The sequence below is a fragment of the Pseudonocardia xinjiangensis genome (assembly GCF_012911925.1).
Taxonomy (GTDB): domain Bacteria; phylum Actinomycetota; class Actinomycetes; order Mycobacteriales; family Pseudonocardiaceae; genus Pseudonocardia; species Pseudonocardia xinjiangensis.
The window spans coordinates 1-18683 of the sequence record NZ_JAAXKY010000147.1; the positions used below are offsets into that span (position 1 = coordinate 1).

Below are 18683 nucleotides of genomic sequence, written 5' to 3' on the forward strand. Positions count from 1 at the left end.
GGGCCGGTGCGGCGGCGATCGCCGCGGCCACCAGGTCGGCCGCCGTGCTGGCCCGGGAGCGCCGGCCGCGGTCGTAGTGCTGGGTGGTGGCGATCGTGGCGTGCCCGACGTCGGCCTGGACGTGCTGGATGCGGGCGTCCTGCTCGAGGGCGATCGTCACGTAGGCGTGCCGCAGGGCGTGCGGGTGCACGCGGTCGGCGAGACCGTCCAGCGCCGGTCCGGCGTGGGCCGCGATGCGCCGCAGCAGCGTGTAGAGGTCGACGCGCGAGCAGCGCCCGCCGTCGCGGGTGGCGAGCATGGGGGTGCTGTCCGCGCCGGTGCGCCCCCGGCGGGCAGGGGCCGCCGACCGGCTCAGGCGGTCGCGTTCGGCGAGGTAGGCCGCCAGCGCGTCGCGCACGAGGTCGGTGAGGTAGACCTCGCGGTGCAGGCCGCCTTTGCCGAGCACGCGGAGCACGTCGTCGCCGCCCGTGCGGTACAGGTCGCCGCGGTCGAGGCCGACCACCTCGGAGATCCGCAGCCCCAGCGTCAGCAGCGCCACCACGGCCACCGCGCGCAGGGCGTAGAGCCGGGCGAGCCGGGGGCTGCGCGAGTAGGGCAGACGCGCCGCCGCGACGAGCAGGGCCTTGAGCTGCTCGGCCGTGAGCCGCACCGTCGGTGAGGCGTCCCGGGCGGTGGAGGACAGGCCCAGCCGGGCTCGGTTGAGCGCTGCCGGGTTCGCCGCGACGACGCCGGTCTCGGCGAGGTGCCCGTAGAGCGCCGACAGCGTGGAGAGCATCCGCTGGCGCGTGCGCCGTTGCGCGCCGGCGGCGTCGAGGGCGTGCAGCCAGGCCTTGACGTGGCGCGCCGTGGCGTCGCGGGGGTCGAGGGTCTGGCGCGCACACCACCGGAACCAGGCGAGGTCGTGCAGCGGGCCGGCCGGTGCCGGCGGCGGGGTGCCACGGCCGGAGCGTGCGGACTGCGCTCCGCCGATGGCGTCGACCCAGGCGATCGGCAGGCCCAGCGCGTAGGCGTAGGTGCGGCGGGTGCCGGCGTTGGCGTACTGGCCGAGCCAGTCGAGCAGCTGGCCGCGCAGCCCCTCGGGATCGGCGACGCCGGGCCAGTCCGAGACACCGGAGGCCAGGGATACCGGTGCGGCAGCGGAGCGGGAGCCGGCCAGCGCCTCCAGGACGGCCAACGGCTCGGACGCTGCCATGATCGGCAGCCTAGCGCTGCGCTCCGGCCCCGCCCTACCGCTGCCGGACCGGTTCGGGCGTGCTGCTCTGCCAGCCGTTCCCGGTGCGCCGGAAGCCGCCGGGCACGTCGGTGAGCTCGCGGTTGAGCACCTTGCCCGACGGGCTGCGCGGCAGCGCGTCGATGAACGCGATCACCCGGGGCACCTTGTACCCGGCGAGCTCCACCCGGCACCGCTGCTCGATGTCCTCAGGTGTGTGGCTGACACCGTCCTCGAGCACCACCACGGCCTTGACGCTCTCGCCCCACTCCTCGTCCGGCACGCCGACCACGGCGACCTCCCGAACACCAGAGATGCCGCGGATGGCCTCCTCGATCTCGGCCGGGTAGATGTTGATACCGCCACTGACGATCACGTCCTTGAGGCGCCCGGCGATGAAGACGAAGCCGTCCTCGTCCTGGTATCCCAGGTCGCCGGTGCGGAACCAGCCGTCGCGGAACGCCTCGTCGGTGCGCTTCGGGTCGCCGAGGTAGACCGGTCCGGTCAGCAGGCCCCGTTTCGCGACCTCCCCGACCTCGCCCGCGCGCCGGAACCCACCGTCGGGGTTGAGGATGGCGACCTCGGTACGGAAGAACGGCCGCCCACAGGACTCCGCCTTCGGGCCGAACGGGTCCTCCAGGTTGATGGTGACGCACGCCGTCTCGGTGCCGGCCAGGAACTCGCCGATCCGCGCCTCGGGAAACGCCCTGGCGAGCCTGCGCTTCAGCGTGCCGCCTGCCCGCGCGCCGGAGCTGAGCACCAGGCGGAGCGAGCTCGTGTCGACGGGCTCGGCCGAGCTCTCCGCCGCGTCGGCCAGCCGGTCGAAGATCACCGGCGCGCCCGGGAGCACCGTCGGCCGGTCGTGGGCGATCGAGTCGAGCACGTGCCGCGCGTCGAAGCGGCGGTGGATGTTCAGCGTGCCGCCGACGTAGAGCTGCTGCAGTGCACAGGTGAACCCGAGGCCGTGGAAGAGCGGCCCCACCACCAGCTCGACGTCGTGCGGCCCGATCCCGAGCTCGACGCTCATCTCGGCCCAGCCCTGGACGGTCACCCGGTGCGGGATCACGCACACCTTCGGCGATCCGGTCGTCCCGCTGGTGAGCGCCAGCCGGAACGGCGTGGACTCGTCGATCTCGGGCAGCCGCGCACCGGCCGGGTCGACGACGACGTCCTCGTAGTGTCGGACGTCCTCGGCGCGTTCGTGCAGGGGCGCCACCGGGTCGCCAGAGGTGTCCCGTAGCCGGGCCACGGCCAGCTCCCCGTCCGGGACGCCGGCCCCCGCCGGGCCCAGAGCGTCGAGCACGTCGGTGACGATCGCCGTCGCGCCGGTGACCCGCAGGGCGCGCGCCACCTCGCCGGCCACGAGGCGGGGGCTCAGCGGCACGATCGGACAGCCCGCCTTGGCCAGGCCGTACATGAGCTCGATGTACTCGATCCGGTTGCCCGCGTAGAGGCCGACCGGTTCACCGCTGCGGACGCCGTAGTGCGCGAGCCCGGCGGCGACGCCGGTGGAGCGGTCCTCGAGCTGCTGCCAGGTGAGGGTGTGCTCTCCCTCGACCACCGCCACCCGGTCGCGACTGGCGGGGTTGGAGGCGTGCAGCCGCGGCACGTCCCCCACCCGCAGCGCCCGGTGGTACGGGTCCGTCAACACTGCCACTGCGTGCCTCTCCCTCTGCGGCCCTGCGTGCCTGCTGCACTAGCCCCGGAAATCGGGCGACCGCTTGTCCAGGAACGCCGAGAGGCCCTCCCACGAGTCGTCGCTCTGGGCGAGCCAGGACTGGCCCAGCCGCTCGATGTCGCGGCCCGTGTGCGGATCGACGCCCTCACACATGTTGATCACGTGCTTCGCCAGGCCGATCGCCCTCGGGGCGCCCGTCATGAGATCGGCCGCGAGGGCCTCCACGGTGGCCACGAGCTCCGCGCCGGGCACCACCTCGGAGACGAGCCCCATCGCCCCGGCCTGCGCGGCGGTGTACTGCCGGCCGGTCATGACCATCTCCTTGAGCCGTTCGACGCCGATGAGACGGCTCATCCGCGAGCACGCACCGGACGCCGGGATGACGCCGATGTTGATCTCCGGGAGCGAGAAGGTCGCTTCCTGCGCCGCGATCCGGAAGTCGCACGAGACCGCCAGCTCCACCCCGCCACCGGCGCACGGCCCGTTGACCGCCGCGATGACCGGCTTCTCGATGGTCTCGATGTCGTCGAAGGTCGAATGGTTGGTGCGCACGAAGGACCGGTAGCTGTTGCCCGGCAGGCCGCGTTGCCACCGCAGGTCGTTGATGTCGCGGCCGGCACTGAAGCCGCGCCCGGCCCCGGTGATGACGACCACCCGGATCCCGTCGTCGTAGGTGGCCTCCCACAGCGCTGCCCTGAGCTCGACGAGCATCCGCCAGTCGAAGGCGTTGAGCCGCTCGGGCCGGTCGAGCGTGATCCAGCAGATCCCGGCGGTGCCGCCGGCGTGCATGCGTACCCGCTGGAACTCCGCGGGGCTCACGAAGTACGGCGACGGGGGTACCTGCGAACCGCCGGCCGTCGAGGTGCGGGCCGGGCCGTCGCCACCGACGGAGGTCACGCGTCACCCCGGCGTGGCCCGTCCTTCTGCCCGCTCGCAATGACCACCAGGGGAACGCTAATCGGAATTCAGAATTGCGCCCACGGGGCGTGGGGATTCACACACGGCCGGACGGCAGTTCCCACTCCGATGCCAGGAATGTTGCGTATGGTCGCAAAGGTATGGGCGATTCGAGGTGTGGGCGGTATACACGGCATGACGCCGATGGCCCGGACGTACGTCGGACCTACCGGCCGGCGGAGTGAGCGTCGACGATGTGCGCGATGGACTCGGTCAGCTGCCGGGCGAAGGGAATGTTCAGCCACTCGTCCGGAACGTGCAGGTTCGAGTCGGGTCCCAGTGCTCCGGTGACGACGAACTGGGCGTCCGGGTAGCGCCTCCCGAGCGTCTCCATGAACGGGATCCCGCCGCCGAGACCGGCGCTGCGGCAGGGCTCGCCGTACACCTGCTCGGCGACGTCCACCAGGGCGGCGGACAGCCACGGCGCGACGGCAGGTGCGTGCCACCCGTTGATGGTCATGGCGTCGGTGACCTCGACCCGCGCGCCGTAGGGCACGTCGGTCGTCACGACCTTCTCGAGCGCGGCGCGTGCCGTCTCGGCGTCGACCGGGGGCGGGAGGCGGAAGCTCAGTCGCAGCGACACCGCATCGAGCAGGACGGCCCCCGCGCTCGATGCCTCCGGGAGACCGGCGGCGCCGATGACCGACAGCGCCGGACGCCAGGTGTTGTTCACGATCAGCTCGACGTCGTCGGCGACGAGCGGCACGACGCCCTCGACCAGGGGGAAGCGCCGGGTGACCCGGCCAGGGTCGAGGGCGACGAGCTCCTCGACCTCCTCGCGCAGGCCGTCCGGGAGGGGGGCGTGCATCTCGGGCACCCTGACCTCGCCGGTCGCGGGGTCCTCGAGACGGTCGAGGAGCCCGCGCATGACGAGGAACGGGTTGGGCACGATGCCGCCGCCCAGGCCGGAGTGGACGGGCGTGTCGAGGACACGCACGGTCACCGTCGCCTGGACCGCGCCGCGCAGGCTGGAGGTCAGCCACAGCCGCTCGTAGTCGTCGCCCCCGCTGTCCAGGCACACCACCAGCGTCACGTCGCCGAGCCGATCGGAGAGATGCTCCAGGTAGACGGGCAGGTCGGGACTGCCGGACTCCTCGCCCGTCTCCAGCAGCACCACGGCCCGGGCATGTTCTCCGCCGGCGGCCCGCACCGCGCCGAGTGCGGTCACCGCCGCGTAGGCCGCGTACCCGTCGTCGACCGAGCCCCTGCCGTACAGCCGGTCGCCGCGCCGCACCGCCTGCCAGGGGCCCAGCCCCGGGGACCACTCGCCCAGGGCGGGCTGCTTGTCCAGGTGCCCGTAGAAGACCACCGTCCCGCTCGATGCCGACCCCGCCGTCGCGGGCACCTCCACCAGCAACAGGGGCGTACGGCCGTCGAGCTCCACCACCTGGCAGGCCACGCCGGGCAGACCGGAGGACTCGACCCACCGCCGCACGTGGTCGACCGCCGCGTGCAACTGCCCGCCGGCGCGCCACGAGGGGTCGTAGGCGGGAGACACGGCAGGGATCTCCACCAGTTCCGAGAGGCTGGGGATCACGTGGTCGGCCCACGCCCGGTCGACCGCGTCGCGCACGCGCGCATGCTCCATAGCCGAGATCGTAGGTGGCCGGTGCCGCCGCCCCGGCGGGCGAGCACCCCGGCACACCGAGCCAATCGCCCGTTGCGGGTGATGCGCCCTGCGCCGGGGCCGTCGACGGTGGCGTCCCGGTTCGGCGGAGGGAATATCCATGCGGATGGTCGTTGATCTGAACCGTTGCCAAGGATATGCACAATGCGTCCCGCTGGCGCCGGAGGTCCTCCATCTGCACGGTGAGGAGGCGCTCATGTATGACCCGAACCCGGACGACTCGTTGCGCCAGCACGTCCTGCGAGCCGCAGCCTCCTGCCCCGTTCAGGCCATTGTCGTGGACCGGCTGGACGAGATCGGGAAAAGCTCGTGAGAGCGGAGCTCATTGCGGACGTGGTGGCGGAGTTCAAGGCCTACGGCCGGATCGTCATCGTCGGCGCCTCCCTGGCCGGGCTCCGCGCCGCCGAAACCCTGCGCGACGAGGGCTTCACCGGGCCACTGACCATCATCGGGGACGAGAAGCAGGAGCCCTACGACCGTCCTCCGCTCTCCAAGCAGGTGCTGAAGGGACTGGCGCGGGCCGACCACACCCTGCTTCCGCGGATGCGGAAGGTCGATGCGGACTGGCGGCTCGGGGTGGCCGCCACCGGCCTCGACCGCCGCGTCAAACAGGTGCGTCTGGCTGACGGTGAGCAGGTTCCGTTCGACCGCCTGCTGATCGCGACCGGCACGCGCTCGCGGCCGTGGTTCAACCCGCAGGAGGCCGCGCTGGAGGGCGTGTTCACGCTGCGCACCGCCGATGACGCGGGCCGGCTGCGGGCGGCGCTGGCGGCCGGGCCGGGGCGGGTCCTGATCGTCGGCGCCGGCTTCATCGGCTCGGAGATGGCCTCGGTCTGCCGCGAGCTCGGTCTCGCCGTGACGGTCGCCGAGCGCGCCGAAGGCCCACTCGTCGGCGCTCTCGGAGGCGTGATCGGCGACATCGCCGCCGAGATGCAGCGTGACCACGGGGTCGACCTCCGCACCGGCGTCTCGGTCGAGGCGCTGGAGGGAGACGCGCAGGGACACGTGCGCCGCGCCCGGCTGTCGGACGGGACCACGCTCGACGTCGACGTGGTCGTGGCTTCGCTCGGTTCGATCCGCAACACCGAATGGCTGGAGGGCGCGGGCCTCGCCTCCGGCCGTTGGGGCGTCGCGTGCGACGCAGGCTGCCGGGTCTTCGACATCAACGGGGTGGTGACCGACAGCATCTTCGTCGCCGGCGACATCGCCCGCGCACCGCACGTGCTCTACGACTACCAGTTCCTCGTGCAGGAGCACTGGGACAACGCCGATGTCGGAGGCCGGGTCGCGGCGCACAACATGGTGAGCCTCGAGCCCCAGCGCCGTCCGCACCTGCCGTTGCCCGCGTTCTGGTCGGGGCAGTTCGGTGTCAACATCAAGGGCGTCGGCGTGGGCCCCTTCGCCGACGAGATCGTCATCACCCAGGGATCGGTGACGGACCGGCGTTTCGCCGCCGCCTACGGCCGTAACGGCCGCATCGTCGCCGCCGTGACGTTCAACCACGGCAAATGGCTGGAGTACTACGGGGCCCTGATCGAGCGGTCGGCCCCGTTCCCGCCCCCTCCGCCCGGTTACGACCATCCCGACGGTATGCAGCCGATGCCGGCCCGATTCCCGACGCCGGGCGCCCCGACGGGGTGGCCGGACGTCGTCCTGACCGGCCACGACCCGACCGAGCGCGGAGCCGAGTACGAGTACCGGACGAAGAAGCGCTGAGCGAGAGCCCGAAAGGCGAAAGGAGGCATCCATGAGGCCGGAGATCGCCTGGGCGGAGGCCATGAAGTTCGAGAACCGCCACGACCCGTACCGGTTCTTCGACGAGCTCCGGAAAACGCCGGTGGCGCGGGTGGCGGACGACATCTACGTCGTCACCGGCTACTGGGAGCTCCTGGCGTTGGCCCACGATCCGCGGGTGAGCTCCGACATCAGCCGTAGCCCGCTGCAGGCCAAACGGGCCGCCGCGCAGGAGCCCCCGCCCGAGGCCGAACACCTCACGGCATACGGCCGGCAGCCGAGCATGATCATGTCCGATCCGCCGTACCACGATCGCGCGCGCCGCCAGGCCATGCGGCAGTTCGGCCCTCCCCATTCGCCGGACCTCATCCCGAGCATGGAACCGGGTATCGAGCGGCTCTGCAACGAACTGCTCGGAAAAGCTGCCGGCAAGACCCGGATCGACATCGTCGACGAGTACGGCTACCGGGTTCCGGTGACGGTGATCTGCAAGATTCTGGGCGTTCCGCTGGAGGACGAGAAGGCGTTCCACGCCTGGATCTTCGACTTCATGGCAGGTCTCGACCTGGGCCCGGAGGCGGCCACCGAGGAGGGCAAGGTCCGGGCCGCGAAAGGAAGGGAGAGTACGGCAGCGCTCACCGAGTACCTGCGGGGGCTGATCGACGGGTATGTCCGGAAGCCCGGCGAGGGCCTGCTCTCGAGACTGGTGAACGACGATGGCCCGGACGGACCCATGGCGCCCCCGGAGGCAGCGGCCAACGCGCTGCTGCTGCTCATCGCCGGTCACGACTCCACGGTCAACACGATCTCCCATTGCGTGCTGACCCTGCTGCGCAACCCCGGGAGCGTTGAACTGCTGCGTCGCAGGCCAGGGCTGATCCCCCGGGCCATCGAGGAGGTCCTGCGCCTCCAGTCGGCGGTCCAGTTCTTCCCCAGCAGGTCCGCCACCGCCGACATCGAGGTCGGTGGCACGGTCATCCCGGAGGGCTCGGCGATCTTCCTCATGTACGGGGCCGCCAACCGCGATCCCGGCCGTTTCCCCGACCCGGGCAGGTTCGACCCCGAACGTCGCGCCAACGAGCACTTCGGCTGGGGCAGCGGCATCCACACCTGTTTCGGGGGTCCGCTGGCGCGCCTGGAGGTGAACGTCGCACTGGAGGTCTTCCTGCAGCGCGTGGAGAACCCACGGCTCGTCGTCGATCCGCCGCCGTACCGGCGCAACCAGATCTTCCGCGGCCCGCAACACCTGTTCATCGACTACGACCGGATCAGGGAGCATTCGTAAGCTGCACGTTCCTACTGCAGTAATCGCTGAACTGCTCGCGAGTGAAATCGGCCCGGCGGGTCAGGAACCCGCTCATTTCAATCACATCTCGTACTCCCTGTGATGGCAAGGCCGACGGCGGTGGCCTGGAGCAGGCGGGACAGGCGTGGCTCGAAGTCGAGCGCGGCGTGCGCCCAGCGGGGTTCCTGCGCGTAGAGCTCGGCGAGGGTCGCGGTGGGATGGGACACCTGCCACAGGTAGGCCGTGACGCCGAGCGCCGTGGTGATGAGGCCCTGCACCTGCGCGGTGGTCATGGTGCCCGCGCCGGCGAGGGCGTCCACGATGGCGTCGTAGGCCGCGAAGGACCTGGTCTTGTAGCGACGGGCGCGCTCGATCGTGACCTCGCCCTCGAGGCTCAGCGGGGTGTGGGTGAGCAGGTCGCAGAACAGGGGCAGTGAGGCGAGGGTGGTGGCCACCGCGGCGGCGGTCCGCGCCGGCGTGAGGTCCCGGACGTCGGCGAGGTGGGCCGTGAGGGTGTCGCGCCACTGGTCCCAGCCGCGTTCGGCCAGCTCGAGCAGGAGTTCCTCCTTGCTGTCGAAGTAGCGCCGGACGGCCGACGGGTGCAAGCCCGCTGCCTCCGTGACGGCCGCGAGGGTGATGTGGCGAACCCCGCCGCGGGCGGTGGCCAGGGTGCGAGCGGCATCGAGGAGGTCCTCGGCCCGGCGGAGTTTGGCCTCGTGGGAGCGGGCCCGGCGGTGCACGCCCCAATGTAACGCAAGCAGGGTGCGTTGCCGTGCTAGCGTCCAGTTAACGCAATCAAGTTGCGTAGAGTCCGCGCGCAGGGATTGTGCGCGGCCGAGGACAGGAGACCGTCCATGCATGCCGCAGTCGTCACACGGTTCGGAGAGCCCGGAGTCTTCGAGCTCACCGAGCTGCCGGATCCGGTCCCGGGACCCGGGCAGATATCCATCGACGTCAGCCACGCCGCCGTCGGCCTGATCGACGTCTTCATCCGGCAAGGCCTGTACAAGGAGAGGGCGGGCCTGCCGCAGCCGCCCTACGTGCCCGGCCTCGAAGTGGCCGGCACCATCCGCGCGCTCGGCGACGGCGTGGAGGGCTTCCGGGTCGGGGAGCCGGTGGTGACGCTCTCGGGCACCGGGGCCGAGGGCGGTTACGCCTCGGTCGAGGTCGTGCCCGCGGCCCTGACCGCCGGCTTGGAGGGCACCGGGGTGGACCCCGCCGTGGCGGCAGCCGCGGTGCCGAATGCTGCCACCGCGTACCTGGCGCTCACCGGCGTGGCGCATCTCCAGCCGGGCGAGCGGGTGCTGGTGCACGGGGCACTGGGCGGGCTGGCCTCCGCCTTTCCCGGAGTGGCCCGCACCCTGGGGGCCGCCGGCGTGGTCGGCACCGTGCGCCGCAGTTCGCTGGCGGCCGCGCAGGCCTCTGCGCTGCCCTACGACGAGATCGTCGTGGGCGAGGACCTCGTCGAGGCCGTCGGCGAGCAGCGTTTCGACGTGGTGGTCGACCCGGTCGGCGGCCGGTTGCGCACCGACAGCCTGCAGGTGATGGCCCCGATGGGCCGGATGCTGCTCGTGGGCAACGCCGGCGGCGACTGGGAGCACACCGTGCCCACCAACACCCTGTGGGGCGCCAACCTCGCCCTGCTCGGCTTCGCGGTCGGCTTCTACCTGCCCGCCCACCCCGAGCTGGTCCGCCCGGCCGTTCAGGGCGCCGTCGACGCCATCAGGCAGGGCCTGGTCGACATCCGCACCGAGACCCTGCCGCTGGCCGAGGCCGCCGAAGCCCACCGCCGCCTCGAGAACGGCTCGGTGGGCGGCCGCGTCCTCCTGGCCCCCTGAGCCATCCTGGATCACGTGATGCAGGAGCTCGCTTTCGACGTGCAGGGCCGCGGCAGCGGACAGCTGACGCTGCGCACCGACCACGTGCTCACCGGGGAGCCGCGGCGACCCGTACGCGCCGGCTGTCGCCGTCGGAGAGGAACGCGGCCAGGTCCCGTCCCTGCTCGGCGACGGCGGAACGGTCGGCGCGGGAGAAGCGCCGCAGCGGGGTGACGATCACGGTGGCGGCCTCGACGCTCCAGGTCGCGGCGACCCGGCCGTCGACCAGGACGACGCGAGCGCCGGCGACGGACAGGCCGCGGTGCGCGTCGTCGATGATCCGGCTGCGGTCGTGGTAGCCGAGGAGAGCGTTGTCGAACGCCGGCAGGAACCGCACCGGGGCGGGGGTGTCGGGATCGGGGCGCGGCGCGTCCGGGAGGTCCAGCAGCTCCCGGCCTCGCTCGTCGCGGAAGGTGACCAGCTCCCCGCGGATCGCGGCCACCGCGGCCGGGAGTCCGGCGAGACCGCACCAGGCGCGCAGGTCGGCAGCAGCGGCCGGGCCGAACGCGGCGAGGTAGCGCCGTACCAGCGCTGCGCCGACCGGATCGGAGCCCGCCGGGGCCGGCGGGTCGATGTCGCGTCCCAGCCAGGAGGACAGCACGACGTTGCGCACTCCCGCCCTCGTGCGCCACAGCCCGCGCGGTGGCAGCTGCGCCACCGGGATGAGGGCGGCGATCAGCATCTCGCCCAGTGCCCGTGGGCCCGGCGCCGGCCAGCGGTCGGCCAGCGCCCGCGCGAGCTCGGTCATCGAGCGGGGCTCGCCGTCGGCCAGCACCGCCCGGCCCGCGGCGGCGAGCTCGTCGAGGTCGATCCCGGCGAGCTCGCCGCGATAGACCCCGAGCACCCGCTGGCGCAGCATGGCGTCGTGGCGCGCCCGCCAGGCCAGGATGTCCTCGGCGGTGAGCAGGTGCACGGTGCGGCGCATGAGGTGGGTCCGCACCACGCTCCGCCGGACCAGCAGGTCCGAGAGCGTCGCCGGGTCGAACGCGCGCACCCGCGACCAGAGCCCGACGAACGGTTCCTGCGGCTCCTGCGCCTGCAGTCCGCACAGGTGCGCGACGGCGTTGAGCACCGGCACATCGGCGTGCTCGAGCAGCATCTGCCGGGCGAGCGTCGCGCGGTTGAGAGCCCGGGTGTCGAGAACGGTCATCTGCTGACGCCGCTCAGGTGGATCGCTGCCCGTCGAGCGCCTCGCGCAGGATGTCGGCGTGCCCGGCGTGCTGGGCGGTCTCGGCGATGACGTGCATCAGCACCCGGCGCACGCTGCGCACCGCTCCCGGCTCGTTCCAGGGCGCCTCCGGCAACGGGTGCGTCGCCGACAGGTCGGGGACGGCGGCGACGATCTCCGCGGTCCGGGCGGCGACCTGCTCGTAGCGCGCGAGGATCCCGGCCGACGTCTCGCCGGGCAGCATCCGGAACTCGTTCTGGTGGTCGATCGCCCACCGCGGGCCCTCGCCTGCGGTACCGGCCGCGAGGTCGGCCCAGGTGACACCGTCGGGCAGGTCGTAGCTCAGCGCCGACGGCCCGTCGACCACGAAGCGCAGCCACCCCTCCTCGATGGACGCGACGTGCTTGACCAGCCCGCCCAGGCACAGCGCACTGGCCGTCGGGCGCTCGCCGAGCTGCTCGTCGCCGAGCCCGCGGATGGTGGTGGTCAGGGCGGATCGCGCGGTCGCCAGCGCGTCGAGCAGGTCGATCCGCTCGGCGTCGAGGGTGGAGGGGGCCGCGGTGGTGTCGTTGACTGGCACCCGGCGACAGTCGCAGACGAAGCGGCCAGGGAGTGGCCGCTTCTGCGGGCACCATCGGATCGTGCCGAAGACCTCAGCGCGACTGCTGTCGTTGCTCTCGCTGCTCCAGGCGCGCCGGGACTGGCCCGGGCCCCTGCTGGCCGAGCGGCTGGACGTCAGCCTGCGCACCGTGCGCCGCGATGTCGACCGCCTGCGCGAGCTCGGCTACCCCATCGCGGCCGTCAAAGGGCCCGACGGCGGGTACCGGCTCGGCGCCGGTGCGGAGCTGCCCCCGCTGCTGTTCGACGACGAGCAGGCCGTCGCTCTGGCCATCGCACTCCAGACCGCTGCCACCAGCGGTGCCGGCATCGGGGACGCCGCGGCGCGCGCGCTCACCACCGTGCGGCAGGTCATGCCCGCGCGGCTGCGCCACCGGATCGACACCCTGCAGGTCACCGCCGTCGAGCCGGTCCCGACCCGACCGGACCCGCCGGTCACCGGCAGCGTGCTCACGGCACTCGGCGCCGCCGTCCACGCCCGCGAGGAACTGCGGTTCGACTACACCCCCGCCTCCCCACCGCGTCGGGTGCAGCCCCATCACCTGGTCACCTGGGGCGGGCGCTGGTACCTCGTCGCCTGGGACCTCGACCGCGAGGACTGGCGCACCTTCCGCGCCGACCGGATCACCCCGCGCACCCCGACCGGGCCCCGCTTCACCCCCGCCGAGGTGCCCGGAGGCGACGTGGCCGCCTTCGTGACCGCCCGGTTCCGGGGCTCCGACGGCTCCGGCGACTGGCCCTGCCGCGGCGAGGTGATCCTCGACCTCCCCGCCGCCGCCGTGTCCCGCCACACCCGCGACGGAGTCGTCGAGCAACTCGGTCCGGACCGCTGCCGGCTCGTCCTGGGCTCGTGGTCATGGCCGGCCGTGGCCGCCATCATCGGCAGGTTCGACGCCGCCATCGAGGTCGTCGGGCCGGCCGAGCTCACGGCCGCCTTCGCCCACCTGGGCCGCCGCTACACCGATGCCGCGCTCGGTCACCCCCGCCGGTCGATGGGATAGCGTGGCCGGTGATCGGTCATCCCGAGGAGAGCCATGTCGACGCCGAGCGCGTCAGCCACGCGGGCCCGCGTCCCGGACGACCTGCTCCGGGGACGCCGTGGGTAGCGTCGAGGGCAGCCCGCCGGGCAAGGACGGTGGGCTGGACGAGGTGGCAGCCGACTTCGCGCAGGTCCGTCCCCGTCTGTTCGGGATCGCCTACCGCATGCTCGGTGGCGTCGCCGACGCCGAGGACATCGTGCAGGACGTCTGGGTGAAGTGGCAGGCCCACGACCGCACCGTGGTGCGGGACGCCACCGCCTTCCTCGTCACGATGACCACCCGGCTGTCGATCAACGCGACGCAGACGGCCCGTGCCCGGCGGGAGACCTATGTGGGTCCCTGGCTCCCGGAGCCGGTGGACACCACCGCCGATCCCGAGTTGGGCGCCGAGCGGGGAGCGGCCCTGGAGACCGCGGTGCTCGTCCTGCTGGAGAAGCTCTCGCCGAGCGAGCGCGCGGCGTTCGTCCTGAGGGAGGCGTTCGACTACCCGTACGACCGCATCGCCGAGGTGTTGCAGACCAAGGCGAGCAACGCACGCAAGCTCCTCAGCCGGGCGCGGCAGGCCGTCGCGGCGGAGCGGCGGACGTCCGTCGACGCCACGCATCAGCGGAGGCTGCTCTCGGCGTTCCTCTCCGCTGCGCAGGCCGGCGACTTCGACGAGCTGGAGTCGCTGTTCGCAGCGGAGGTCGCCAGCTACTCCGACGGCGACGGCGTGCGGGGCGCGTCGCGCATCCCGGTGTTCGGCCGGACGCGGGTGGCGAGGTACGTCGCGGCCTTCGCCACCCGGTTCTGGGCCGGTGTGCAGGTGGAGTGGGTCGACGCGAACGGCCGCCCGTCCGTGCTGGTCACCCGGGACGGTGTGCCGGTGGCGTGGCTGACCGTGAGCGGCACCGGGGACGGCATCGACCGCATCTACTGGGTCCTGAACCCCGCGAAGCTGGAGCGCATCGCCGCCGCGGTACGGGCGAGAACCAGCCGGTAGCAGCCCGCCCGCGGATCCGCCGTCACAGATCCGCGGGCTGCCCTGTCCTTCCTGGTGTCAGGTTCATCATCAGAAGGGATTCGTCGTGAAGGTTGTCGTGATCGGTGGAACGGGGCTCATCGGGTCGAAGCTGGTGGCCAGGTTGGGCGAGCACGGTCATGAGGCGGTGGCGGCCGCTCCGAACACCGGTGTGAACACGCTGACCGGCGAGGGGCTCGCGGAGGTGCTCGACGGGGCGGCGGTCGTGGTGGACGTGTCGAACTCCCCGTCGTTCGCCGACGACCCGGTGATGGAGTTCTTCCGGACCTCCACCACCAACCTGCTGGAGTACTCCGCGAAGGCAGGCGTCGGGCACTACGTCGCCCTGTCGGTGGTCGGCACCGACCGGCTCTCGGAGTCGGGCTACTTCCGGGCGAAGATCGCCCAGGAGAAGCTCATCCGCGAGTCGGGACGGCCGTACTCGATCGTGCACGCCCCCCAGTTCTTCGAGTTCGTCACGGCCATCGCGGACCTCAGCACGGTGGGCGACGAGGTCCACCTGCCGCCGGTCCTGTTCCAGCCGATGGCATCCGACGACGTCGCCGCCGGCGTCGGACGCGTCGCGGTCGGGGAGCCGCTGAACGGGATCCAAGAGATCGGCGGCCCCGAGGTGTTCCGGCTCGACGAGCTGGTGCGCAAGAGCCTCGCAGCCAAGGGTGACCCCCGGAGGGTCGTCGCCGACGAGCAGGCCCGCTACTCCGGCGCCCTGATCGGCGAGCGCACGCTCGTCCCGGGCCCGGACGCCCAGCTCGGGGAGATCACGTTCGACAAGTGGCTCGCCCAGCAGCAGTAGCCGTCTGTTCCGGGTGATCGTGCGGCCCGCCTCGCTTGACCTTGACACAGTGACAAGCCCTTCACTGTGTCAAGGAGGTGGTTCCGATGACCATGCCGGAGCAGGACACGGACACGATGCAAGCGCTCCGAGCGCTGGAGGACAGCCGCTCGTCGGTGCGGCTGCGGGCGGCGCTGGCGCTCGGCACCACCCCCGACCCGGGGTTCATCGCCACGCTCGTCGAACGATGCGCGGTCGAACCCGAGTTCTCCGTGCGCGAGATCCTCACGTGGGCACTGACCCGCCACCCGGCGGCGATCACGGTCCCGCAGCTTCTCGGGGAGCTCCGCTCGGAGCGGGCGCAGGCCCGCAGCCAGGCGTTGCACACGCTGTCCAAGATCAGGGACCGGCAGGCCTGGCCGGCGATCACCCGGGCGCTTCTGTCCGACGCCGACGACGAGGTGGCGCGCAGCGCGTGGCGCGCGGCGGTCGCACTCGTGCCCGACGGTGAGGAGCCCGGGTTGGCCGCGGTGCTCTCGACACAGCTCGGGCGCGGCGAACGGGAGATGCAGCTGAGCCTCAGCCGGGCGCTGATCGCGCTCGGCGAGGTGATCCTGCCGCCTCTGCGCACCGCGATGGCCGATCTCGACCCTCGCGTGCGCGGACACGCGATCGCCACGGAACGGCTGTTGCGCGACCCTGATGCCGGATTCGAGTTCGCGGTCGAGGAGGCGAAGCGCGTCGTGGCCCTCGGCAGGACCGGCCAGGAGGGCTGACCGGCCAGGAGGGATTGTGCACAGTGTTGATCGGTGACGTCGCACGGCGGTCCGGGGTCAGCGCCCGCATGCTCAGGCACTACGACGCGCTCGGGCTGGTGCGGCCGACGGGTCGGACCGACGCCGGCTATCGCGAGTACTCCGAGGAGGACATCCGGCGGATCTTCCACATCGAGAGCCTGCGGTCGCTGGGACTGTCGCTGCGTGAGGTCGGGCGCGCGCTCGAGGATCCCGGCTTCACGCCCTCGGCGCTCGTCGACGACCTCATCCGCCGGACGCGAGAACGCATTGCCCGTGAGACGGAGCTGCTCACGCGACTGCGTCGGATCGGTGCCGCGGAACCCGCCGGCTGGGAGGACGTCCTCCAGATCGTCGCGCTCCTGCAGGCGTTGGGGTCACAGAGCGCCGGGAAGCGCCAGCGCGCCGCCTTGTCCTCGGTGGACGAGGTTCCGGTGCCGGTGGAAGCATTGGTCGAGGCAGCACTGAGCGAGACGGACCCGAACGTCGCCGGAGCCCTGAGCTGGGCGCTGGCGCAACTGGGCGACGGGGGACTGGCGCTGCTCGCGGAGGGCCTCGGCTCACCGGTGGCCGAGGTGCGCACACGCGCCGTCCGGTCCATCGCCGAGATTCCCGACGGTGCGGCGACGGCACTGCTGCAGGACGCCCTCGCGAACCCCGACGTCGTGGTCCGCAGGTATGCAGCGCTGGCACTCGGGGCGCGTGGGGGAGCCGAGGCGGTCCCGACGCTGGTCGAGATGGTCGTCGAGGGGACGAACGACGTCGATGCAGCCGACGCACTGAGCGCGCTGGCGTGCCGTCCCGAGTCGGCGGACCAGATCGCCTCCGTGCTCGTCGATCGCCTCGCCCACACCACTGTCGAACCGCCGGCTCGTCGCCGGCTGACACAGGCGCTCGCGGACATCCCGGGGATCACGGCGTCCCGAGCCCTCGCGGATCTGTCCCATGACGATGACCGGGTCGTGGCGCTGACCGCCGCCTACATCCTGGGGATACGCAACGAACCGTAACGGATAAATCCAGGCGAGTACGCCGAGGCGGGGCCGGGCCAAGGTGGGGACCAGGGCCGGTCCTACGGCGCTGCCGTCGGCGCCGTGCGCTCAGCGGCAATGCGCTGGGTGAGGAAGAGGGCCGCGCGGTCCAGTGCCTCGTCCGCCTCGTCCAGAACGCCGGCGAACGACTGGAACACGTGCGGCACATCGGCGGTGACGTCCAGGATGACGTCCACCCCGACCGCCCTCGCACGCGCGGCCAGGCGCGTGGAGTCGTCCAGTAGCAGCTCGTTCGTGCCCACCTGGATCAGCATCGGGGGGAAGCCGGTCAGGTCGGCGAGGACGGCCGGGCTGAGCAGGGGCTGGTGCGGGTCGGCTCCGGCGAGGTACATGGCCCCGGTGTACTCGAGGGCGTTGCGGGTGAAAATCGGGTCGATGCCTTCCTTGGTGTCCATGCTCTCGCCTGTGCGGGTGGCGTCGAGGCCCGGGGAGAACGCCACGACGGCGGCGGGCAGTGGGAGGCTCGCGTCACGGGCGGCGAGGCAGGTGGTGACGGCGAGGCCGCCGCCCGCGGAGTCGCCGGCGAACGCGATGGTCGAGGGGTCCGTTCCGCTGTCGAGGAGGGCGCGGTAGGCGCTCAGCGTGTCGTCGATCGCGGCCGGGTACGGGTGCTCGGGGGCAAGCCGGTAGTCCAGGGAGTACGCCCCGAAGCCGGTCTTGGCCACGAGGTGTCCCGTCAGCGACAGGGCGGTCTCGGGGGAGCCGAACACGAAGCCGCCGCCGTGGAAGTACAGGATCGTCCCGGCGCGGGACCCCCCGTCCGGCTCGACATGCAGTGCGGGTCGGTTGCCGAGCGTCGTCTGCGTGGTGCGGATGTTGCCGGGCACGATCATTCGGGCCATCAGTGCCGTGAATCCAGCGCGGAGCGCTTCGACCGACCGGGGTCCCTCGGGCCGCGGCTGTCGCATCATCGCGTCGACCTGGGCCCGCTGTTCCTTGCTCATGGGTGCGCTCCTGCGGTAGGTACCTTCCGTTACAGTATATGCCGTGGCATATACATCGGGTGGCATGGTCGACCTCCCGGGCTTCTTCGCCGATCTGGTCCGGTGCGAGACGCGGCTGTACAACGCCCTCAATGACCGCCTCCGTGAGGGGCACGGGATCGTCACCTCGCAGTTCGAGTTCCTGCGCTTCCTGCGCGACCGCCCCGGGGCTCGCGTGGCGGACCTCGCCGCCGAGTTCGCCGTCGGTGTCGGGGCGACCAGCAAGGGCATCGACCGCCTGGAGAAACAGGGATGGGTGGTCCGGCAGCCGAACCCATCCGATCGCCGGTCCTCGATCCTGGCCCTGACCCCCGACGGCTCGAAGCTCGTCGATGAGGCGGAGACGACATTCACCGAGGGACTCGCCGCGCTGATCGGGGGCACGCTCGACGGTTCCTCGGCCTCGTCCGCCGCTCGCGCCATGGCGCAGCTGCGCTCCGTGCTCGAACTCAACCAGATCGGCACGCCCACAGGCTGACGCACAGCGCCGCGCTCCCACGGTGGGTGGCGGCGTCCGGCCGGCACGGGTACCGGCGGCACGAAGGCCGCGGCACAGAGCCCCGGCCGGCCTGCCGGCGATCGACGCCGGGGCCTCCGGCGGACACGCCCCTCACCGCTGCCCGTACTCGACACGAGGGCTGTTCTCCGTAGGGCCGCATCACGCGTTTGAGAGGCGTCACGTCGCCGAGTCGTCACCTCGGCGAGGCATCGGCAGCACCTTCGGCGCGCCAGTGCGGGCAGTGTGCTGTCTCGTTGTAGGCCGGGTAGGACCGCACCGGCGGTACCCGCTCGAACGGCACGCCCGCCGCCTCACCGAGTGACAGCCGTACCTCCCCGTCCCCCTGGTCCACGAACCCCACCTCGAAG

The 18683-nt window shown here is 72.2% G+C and carries 18 protein-coding genes; 10 read left to right on the forward strand and 8 right to left on the reverse strand.

Annotated elements, in window-relative coordinates; genetic code table 11:
* From HF577_RS30490 to HF577_RS30505, 4 genes are all read right to left on the reverse strand, one after another.
* A partial coding sequence (locus tag HF577_RS30490; RefSeq protein ID WP_169399447.1) for a tyrosine-type recombinase/integrase occupies positions 1 to 1192 on the reverse strand: 1192 nt, incomplete at its 3' end.
* 34 nt (positions 1193 to 1226) lie between these two features.
* Positions 1227 to 2867 carry a class I adenylate-forming enzyme family protein gene (locus tag HF577_RS30495; RefSeq protein ID WP_169399448.1) on the reverse strand — a complete coding sequence of 547 codons (1641 nt, stop codon included), beginning with the start codon at positions 2865 to 2867 and terminating at the stop codon, positions 1227 to 1229.
* Positions 2868 to 2906: 39 nt separating this feature from the next.
* Complete coding sequence (locus HF577_RS30500; RefSeq protein WP_169399449.1) at positions 2907 to 3785, reverse strand: enoyl-CoA hydratase/isomerase family protein; 879 nt, start codon at positions 3783 to 3785, stop codon at positions 2907 to 2909.
* Positions 3786 to 4011: 226 nt separating this feature from the next.
* On the reverse strand, positions 4012 to 5433 hold the full coding sequence (locus tag HF577_RS30505; RefSeq protein WP_169399450.1) for a M20/M25/M40 family metallo-hydrolase: 1422 nt from the start codon (positions 5431 to 5433) through the stop codon (positions 4012 to 4014).
* A 139-nt stretch (positions 5434 to 5572) separates the two neighbouring features.
* Between HF577_RS30505 and HF577_RS30510 the strand changes: the two genes are divergently transcribed.
* From HF577_RS30510 to HF577_RS30520, 3 genes are read left to right on the forward strand one after another with little or no spacing between them, the layout of a single operon-like run.
* Positions 5573 to 5785 carry a ferredoxin gene (locus HF577_RS30510; RefSeq protein WP_169399451.1) on the forward strand — a complete coding sequence of 71 codons (213 nt, stop codon included), beginning with the start codon at positions 5573 to 5575 and terminating at the stop codon, positions 5783 to 5785.
* Positions 5782 to 7188: an NAD(P)/FAD-dependent oxidoreductase gene (locus HF577_RS30515; protein WP_169399452.1), complete on the forward strand. Its 1407-nt coding sequence runs from the start codon at positions 5782 to 5784 to the stop codon at positions 7186 to 7188. Before HF577_RS30510 ends, HF577_RS30515 begins: the two co-directional genes overlap by 4 nt.
* Before the next feature lie 31 nt (positions 7189 to 7219).
* Positions 7220 to 8491, forward strand: a complete 1272-nt coding sequence (locus HF577_RS30520) for a cytochrome P450 (protein WP_169399453.1) — start codon at positions 7220 to 7222, stop codon at positions 8489 to 8491.
* Positions 8492 to 8568: 77 nt separating this feature from the next.
* Here the strand turns inward: HF577_RS30520 and HF577_RS30525 are convergent, their stop codons facing one another.
* Positions 8569 to 9231: a TetR family transcriptional regulator gene (locus tag HF577_RS30525; protein ID WP_211175070.1), complete on the reverse strand. Its 663-nt coding sequence runs from the start codon at positions 9229 to 9231 to the stop codon at positions 8569 to 8571.
* 114 nt (positions 9232 to 9345) lie between these two features.
* On the opposite strand from HF577_RS30525, the gene HF577_RS30530 reads away from it, so the two are divergent.
* Positions 9346 to 10329, forward strand: a complete 984-nt coding sequence (locus HF577_RS30530) for a quinone oxidoreductase family protein (RefSeq protein WP_169399455.1) — start codon at positions 9346 to 9348, stop codon at positions 10327 to 10329.
* 88 nt (positions 10330 to 10417) lie between these two features.
* On the opposite strand, the gene HF577_RS30535 is transcribed toward HF577_RS30530, so the two are convergent.
* Positions 10418 to 11518, reverse strand: a complete 1101-nt coding sequence (locus HF577_RS30535) for a winged helix DNA-binding domain-containing protein (protein ID WP_169399456.1) — start codon at positions 11516 to 11518, stop codon at positions 10418 to 10420.
* A gap of 13 nt (positions 11519 to 11531) precedes the next feature.
* Positions 11532 to 12116 (reverse strand): DinB family protein, encoded by a 585-nt coding sequence (locus tag HF577_RS30540; protein ID WP_169399457.1) that lies wholly within the window; start codon positions 12114 to 12116, stop codon positions 11532 to 11534.
* Positions 12117 to 12177: 61 nt separating this feature from the next.
* Here HF577_RS30540 and HF577_RS30545 point away from each other — a divergent pair, with 61 nt between their 5' ends.
* The 5 genes from HF577_RS30545 to HF577_RS30565 all read left to right on the forward strand — a co-directional run bounded on the left by HF577_RS30545 (position 12178) and on the right by HF577_RS30565 (position 16791).
* Complete coding sequence (locus HF577_RS30545; RefSeq protein ID WP_169399458.1) at positions 12178 to 13155, forward strand: helix-turn-helix transcriptional regulator; 978 nt, start codon at positions 12178 to 12180, stop codon at positions 13153 to 13155.
* 97 nt (positions 13156 to 13252) lie between these two features.
* Complete coding sequence (locus HF577_RS30550) at positions 13253 to 14176, forward strand: RNA polymerase sigma-70 factor (protein ID WP_312859478.1); 924 nt, start codon at positions 13253 to 13255, stop codon at positions 14174 to 14176.
* Positions 14177 to 14261: 85 nt separating this feature from the next.
* Positions 14262 to 15008 (forward strand): SDR family oxidoreductase, encoded by a 747-nt coding sequence (locus tag HF577_RS30555; protein WP_169399460.1) that lies wholly within the window; start codon positions 14262 to 14264, stop codon positions 15006 to 15008.
* Positions 15009 to 15094: 86 nt separating this feature from the next.
* Complete coding sequence (locus HF577_RS30560) at positions 15095 to 15763, forward strand: HEAT repeat domain-containing protein (protein ID WP_169399461.1); 669 nt, start codon at positions 15095 to 15097, stop codon at positions 15761 to 15763.
* A 23-nt stretch (positions 15764 to 15786) separates the two neighbouring features.
* A complete protein-coding gene (locus tag HF577_RS30565; RefSeq protein ID WP_169399462.1) occupies positions 15787 to 16791 on the forward strand; it encodes a HEAT repeat domain-containing protein in 1005 nt (334 codons plus the stop codon).
* Positions 16792 to 16853: 62 nt separating this feature from the next.
* On the opposite strand, the gene HF577_RS30570 is transcribed toward HF577_RS30565, so the two are convergent.
* Positions 16854 to 17777: an alpha/beta hydrolase gene (locus tag HF577_RS30570; RefSeq protein ID WP_169399463.1), complete on the reverse strand. Its 924-nt coding sequence runs from the start codon at positions 17775 to 17777 to the stop codon at positions 16854 to 16856.
* 43 nt (positions 17778 to 17820) lie between these two features.
* On the opposite strand from HF577_RS30570, the gene HF577_RS30575 reads away from it, so the two are divergent.
* Positions 17821 to 18294, forward strand: a complete 474-nt coding sequence (locus tag HF577_RS30575; protein WP_312859479.1) for a MarR family winged helix-turn-helix transcriptional regulator — start codon at positions 17821 to 17823, stop codon at positions 18292 to 18294.
* The last annotated feature ends 389 nt before the right edge of the window (positions 18295 to 18683 follow it).

Coding starts and splice junctions, on each gene's coding strand:
- HF577_RS30570 (WP_169399463.1), bottom strand. CDS start 17,777: ATGAGCAAGGAACAGCGGGCCCAGGTCGACGCGATGATGCGACAGCCG.
- HF577_RS30535 (WP_169399456.1), bottom strand. CDS start 11,518: ATGACCGTTCTCGACACCCGGGCTCTCAACCGCGCGACGCTCGCCCGG.
- HF577_RS30505 (WP_169399450.1), bottom strand. CDS start 5,433: ATGGAGCATGCGCGCGTGCGCGACGCGGTCGACCGGGCGTGGGCCGAC.
- HF577_RS30520 (WP_169399453.1), top strand. CDS start 7,220: ATGAGGCCGGAGATCGCCTGGGCGGAGGCCATGAAGTTCGAGAACCGC.
- HF577_RS30530 (WP_169399455.1), top strand. CDS start 9,346: ATGCATGCCGCAGTCGTCACACGGTTCGGAGAGCCCGGAGTCTTCGAG.
- HF577_RS30510 (WP_169399451.1), top strand. CDS start 5,573: ATGCGGATGGTCGTTGATCTGAACCGTTGCCAAGGATATGCACAATGC.
- HF577_RS30560 (WP_169399461.1), top strand. CDS start 15,095: ATGACCATGCCGGAGCAGGACACGGACACGATGCAAGCGCTCCGAGCG.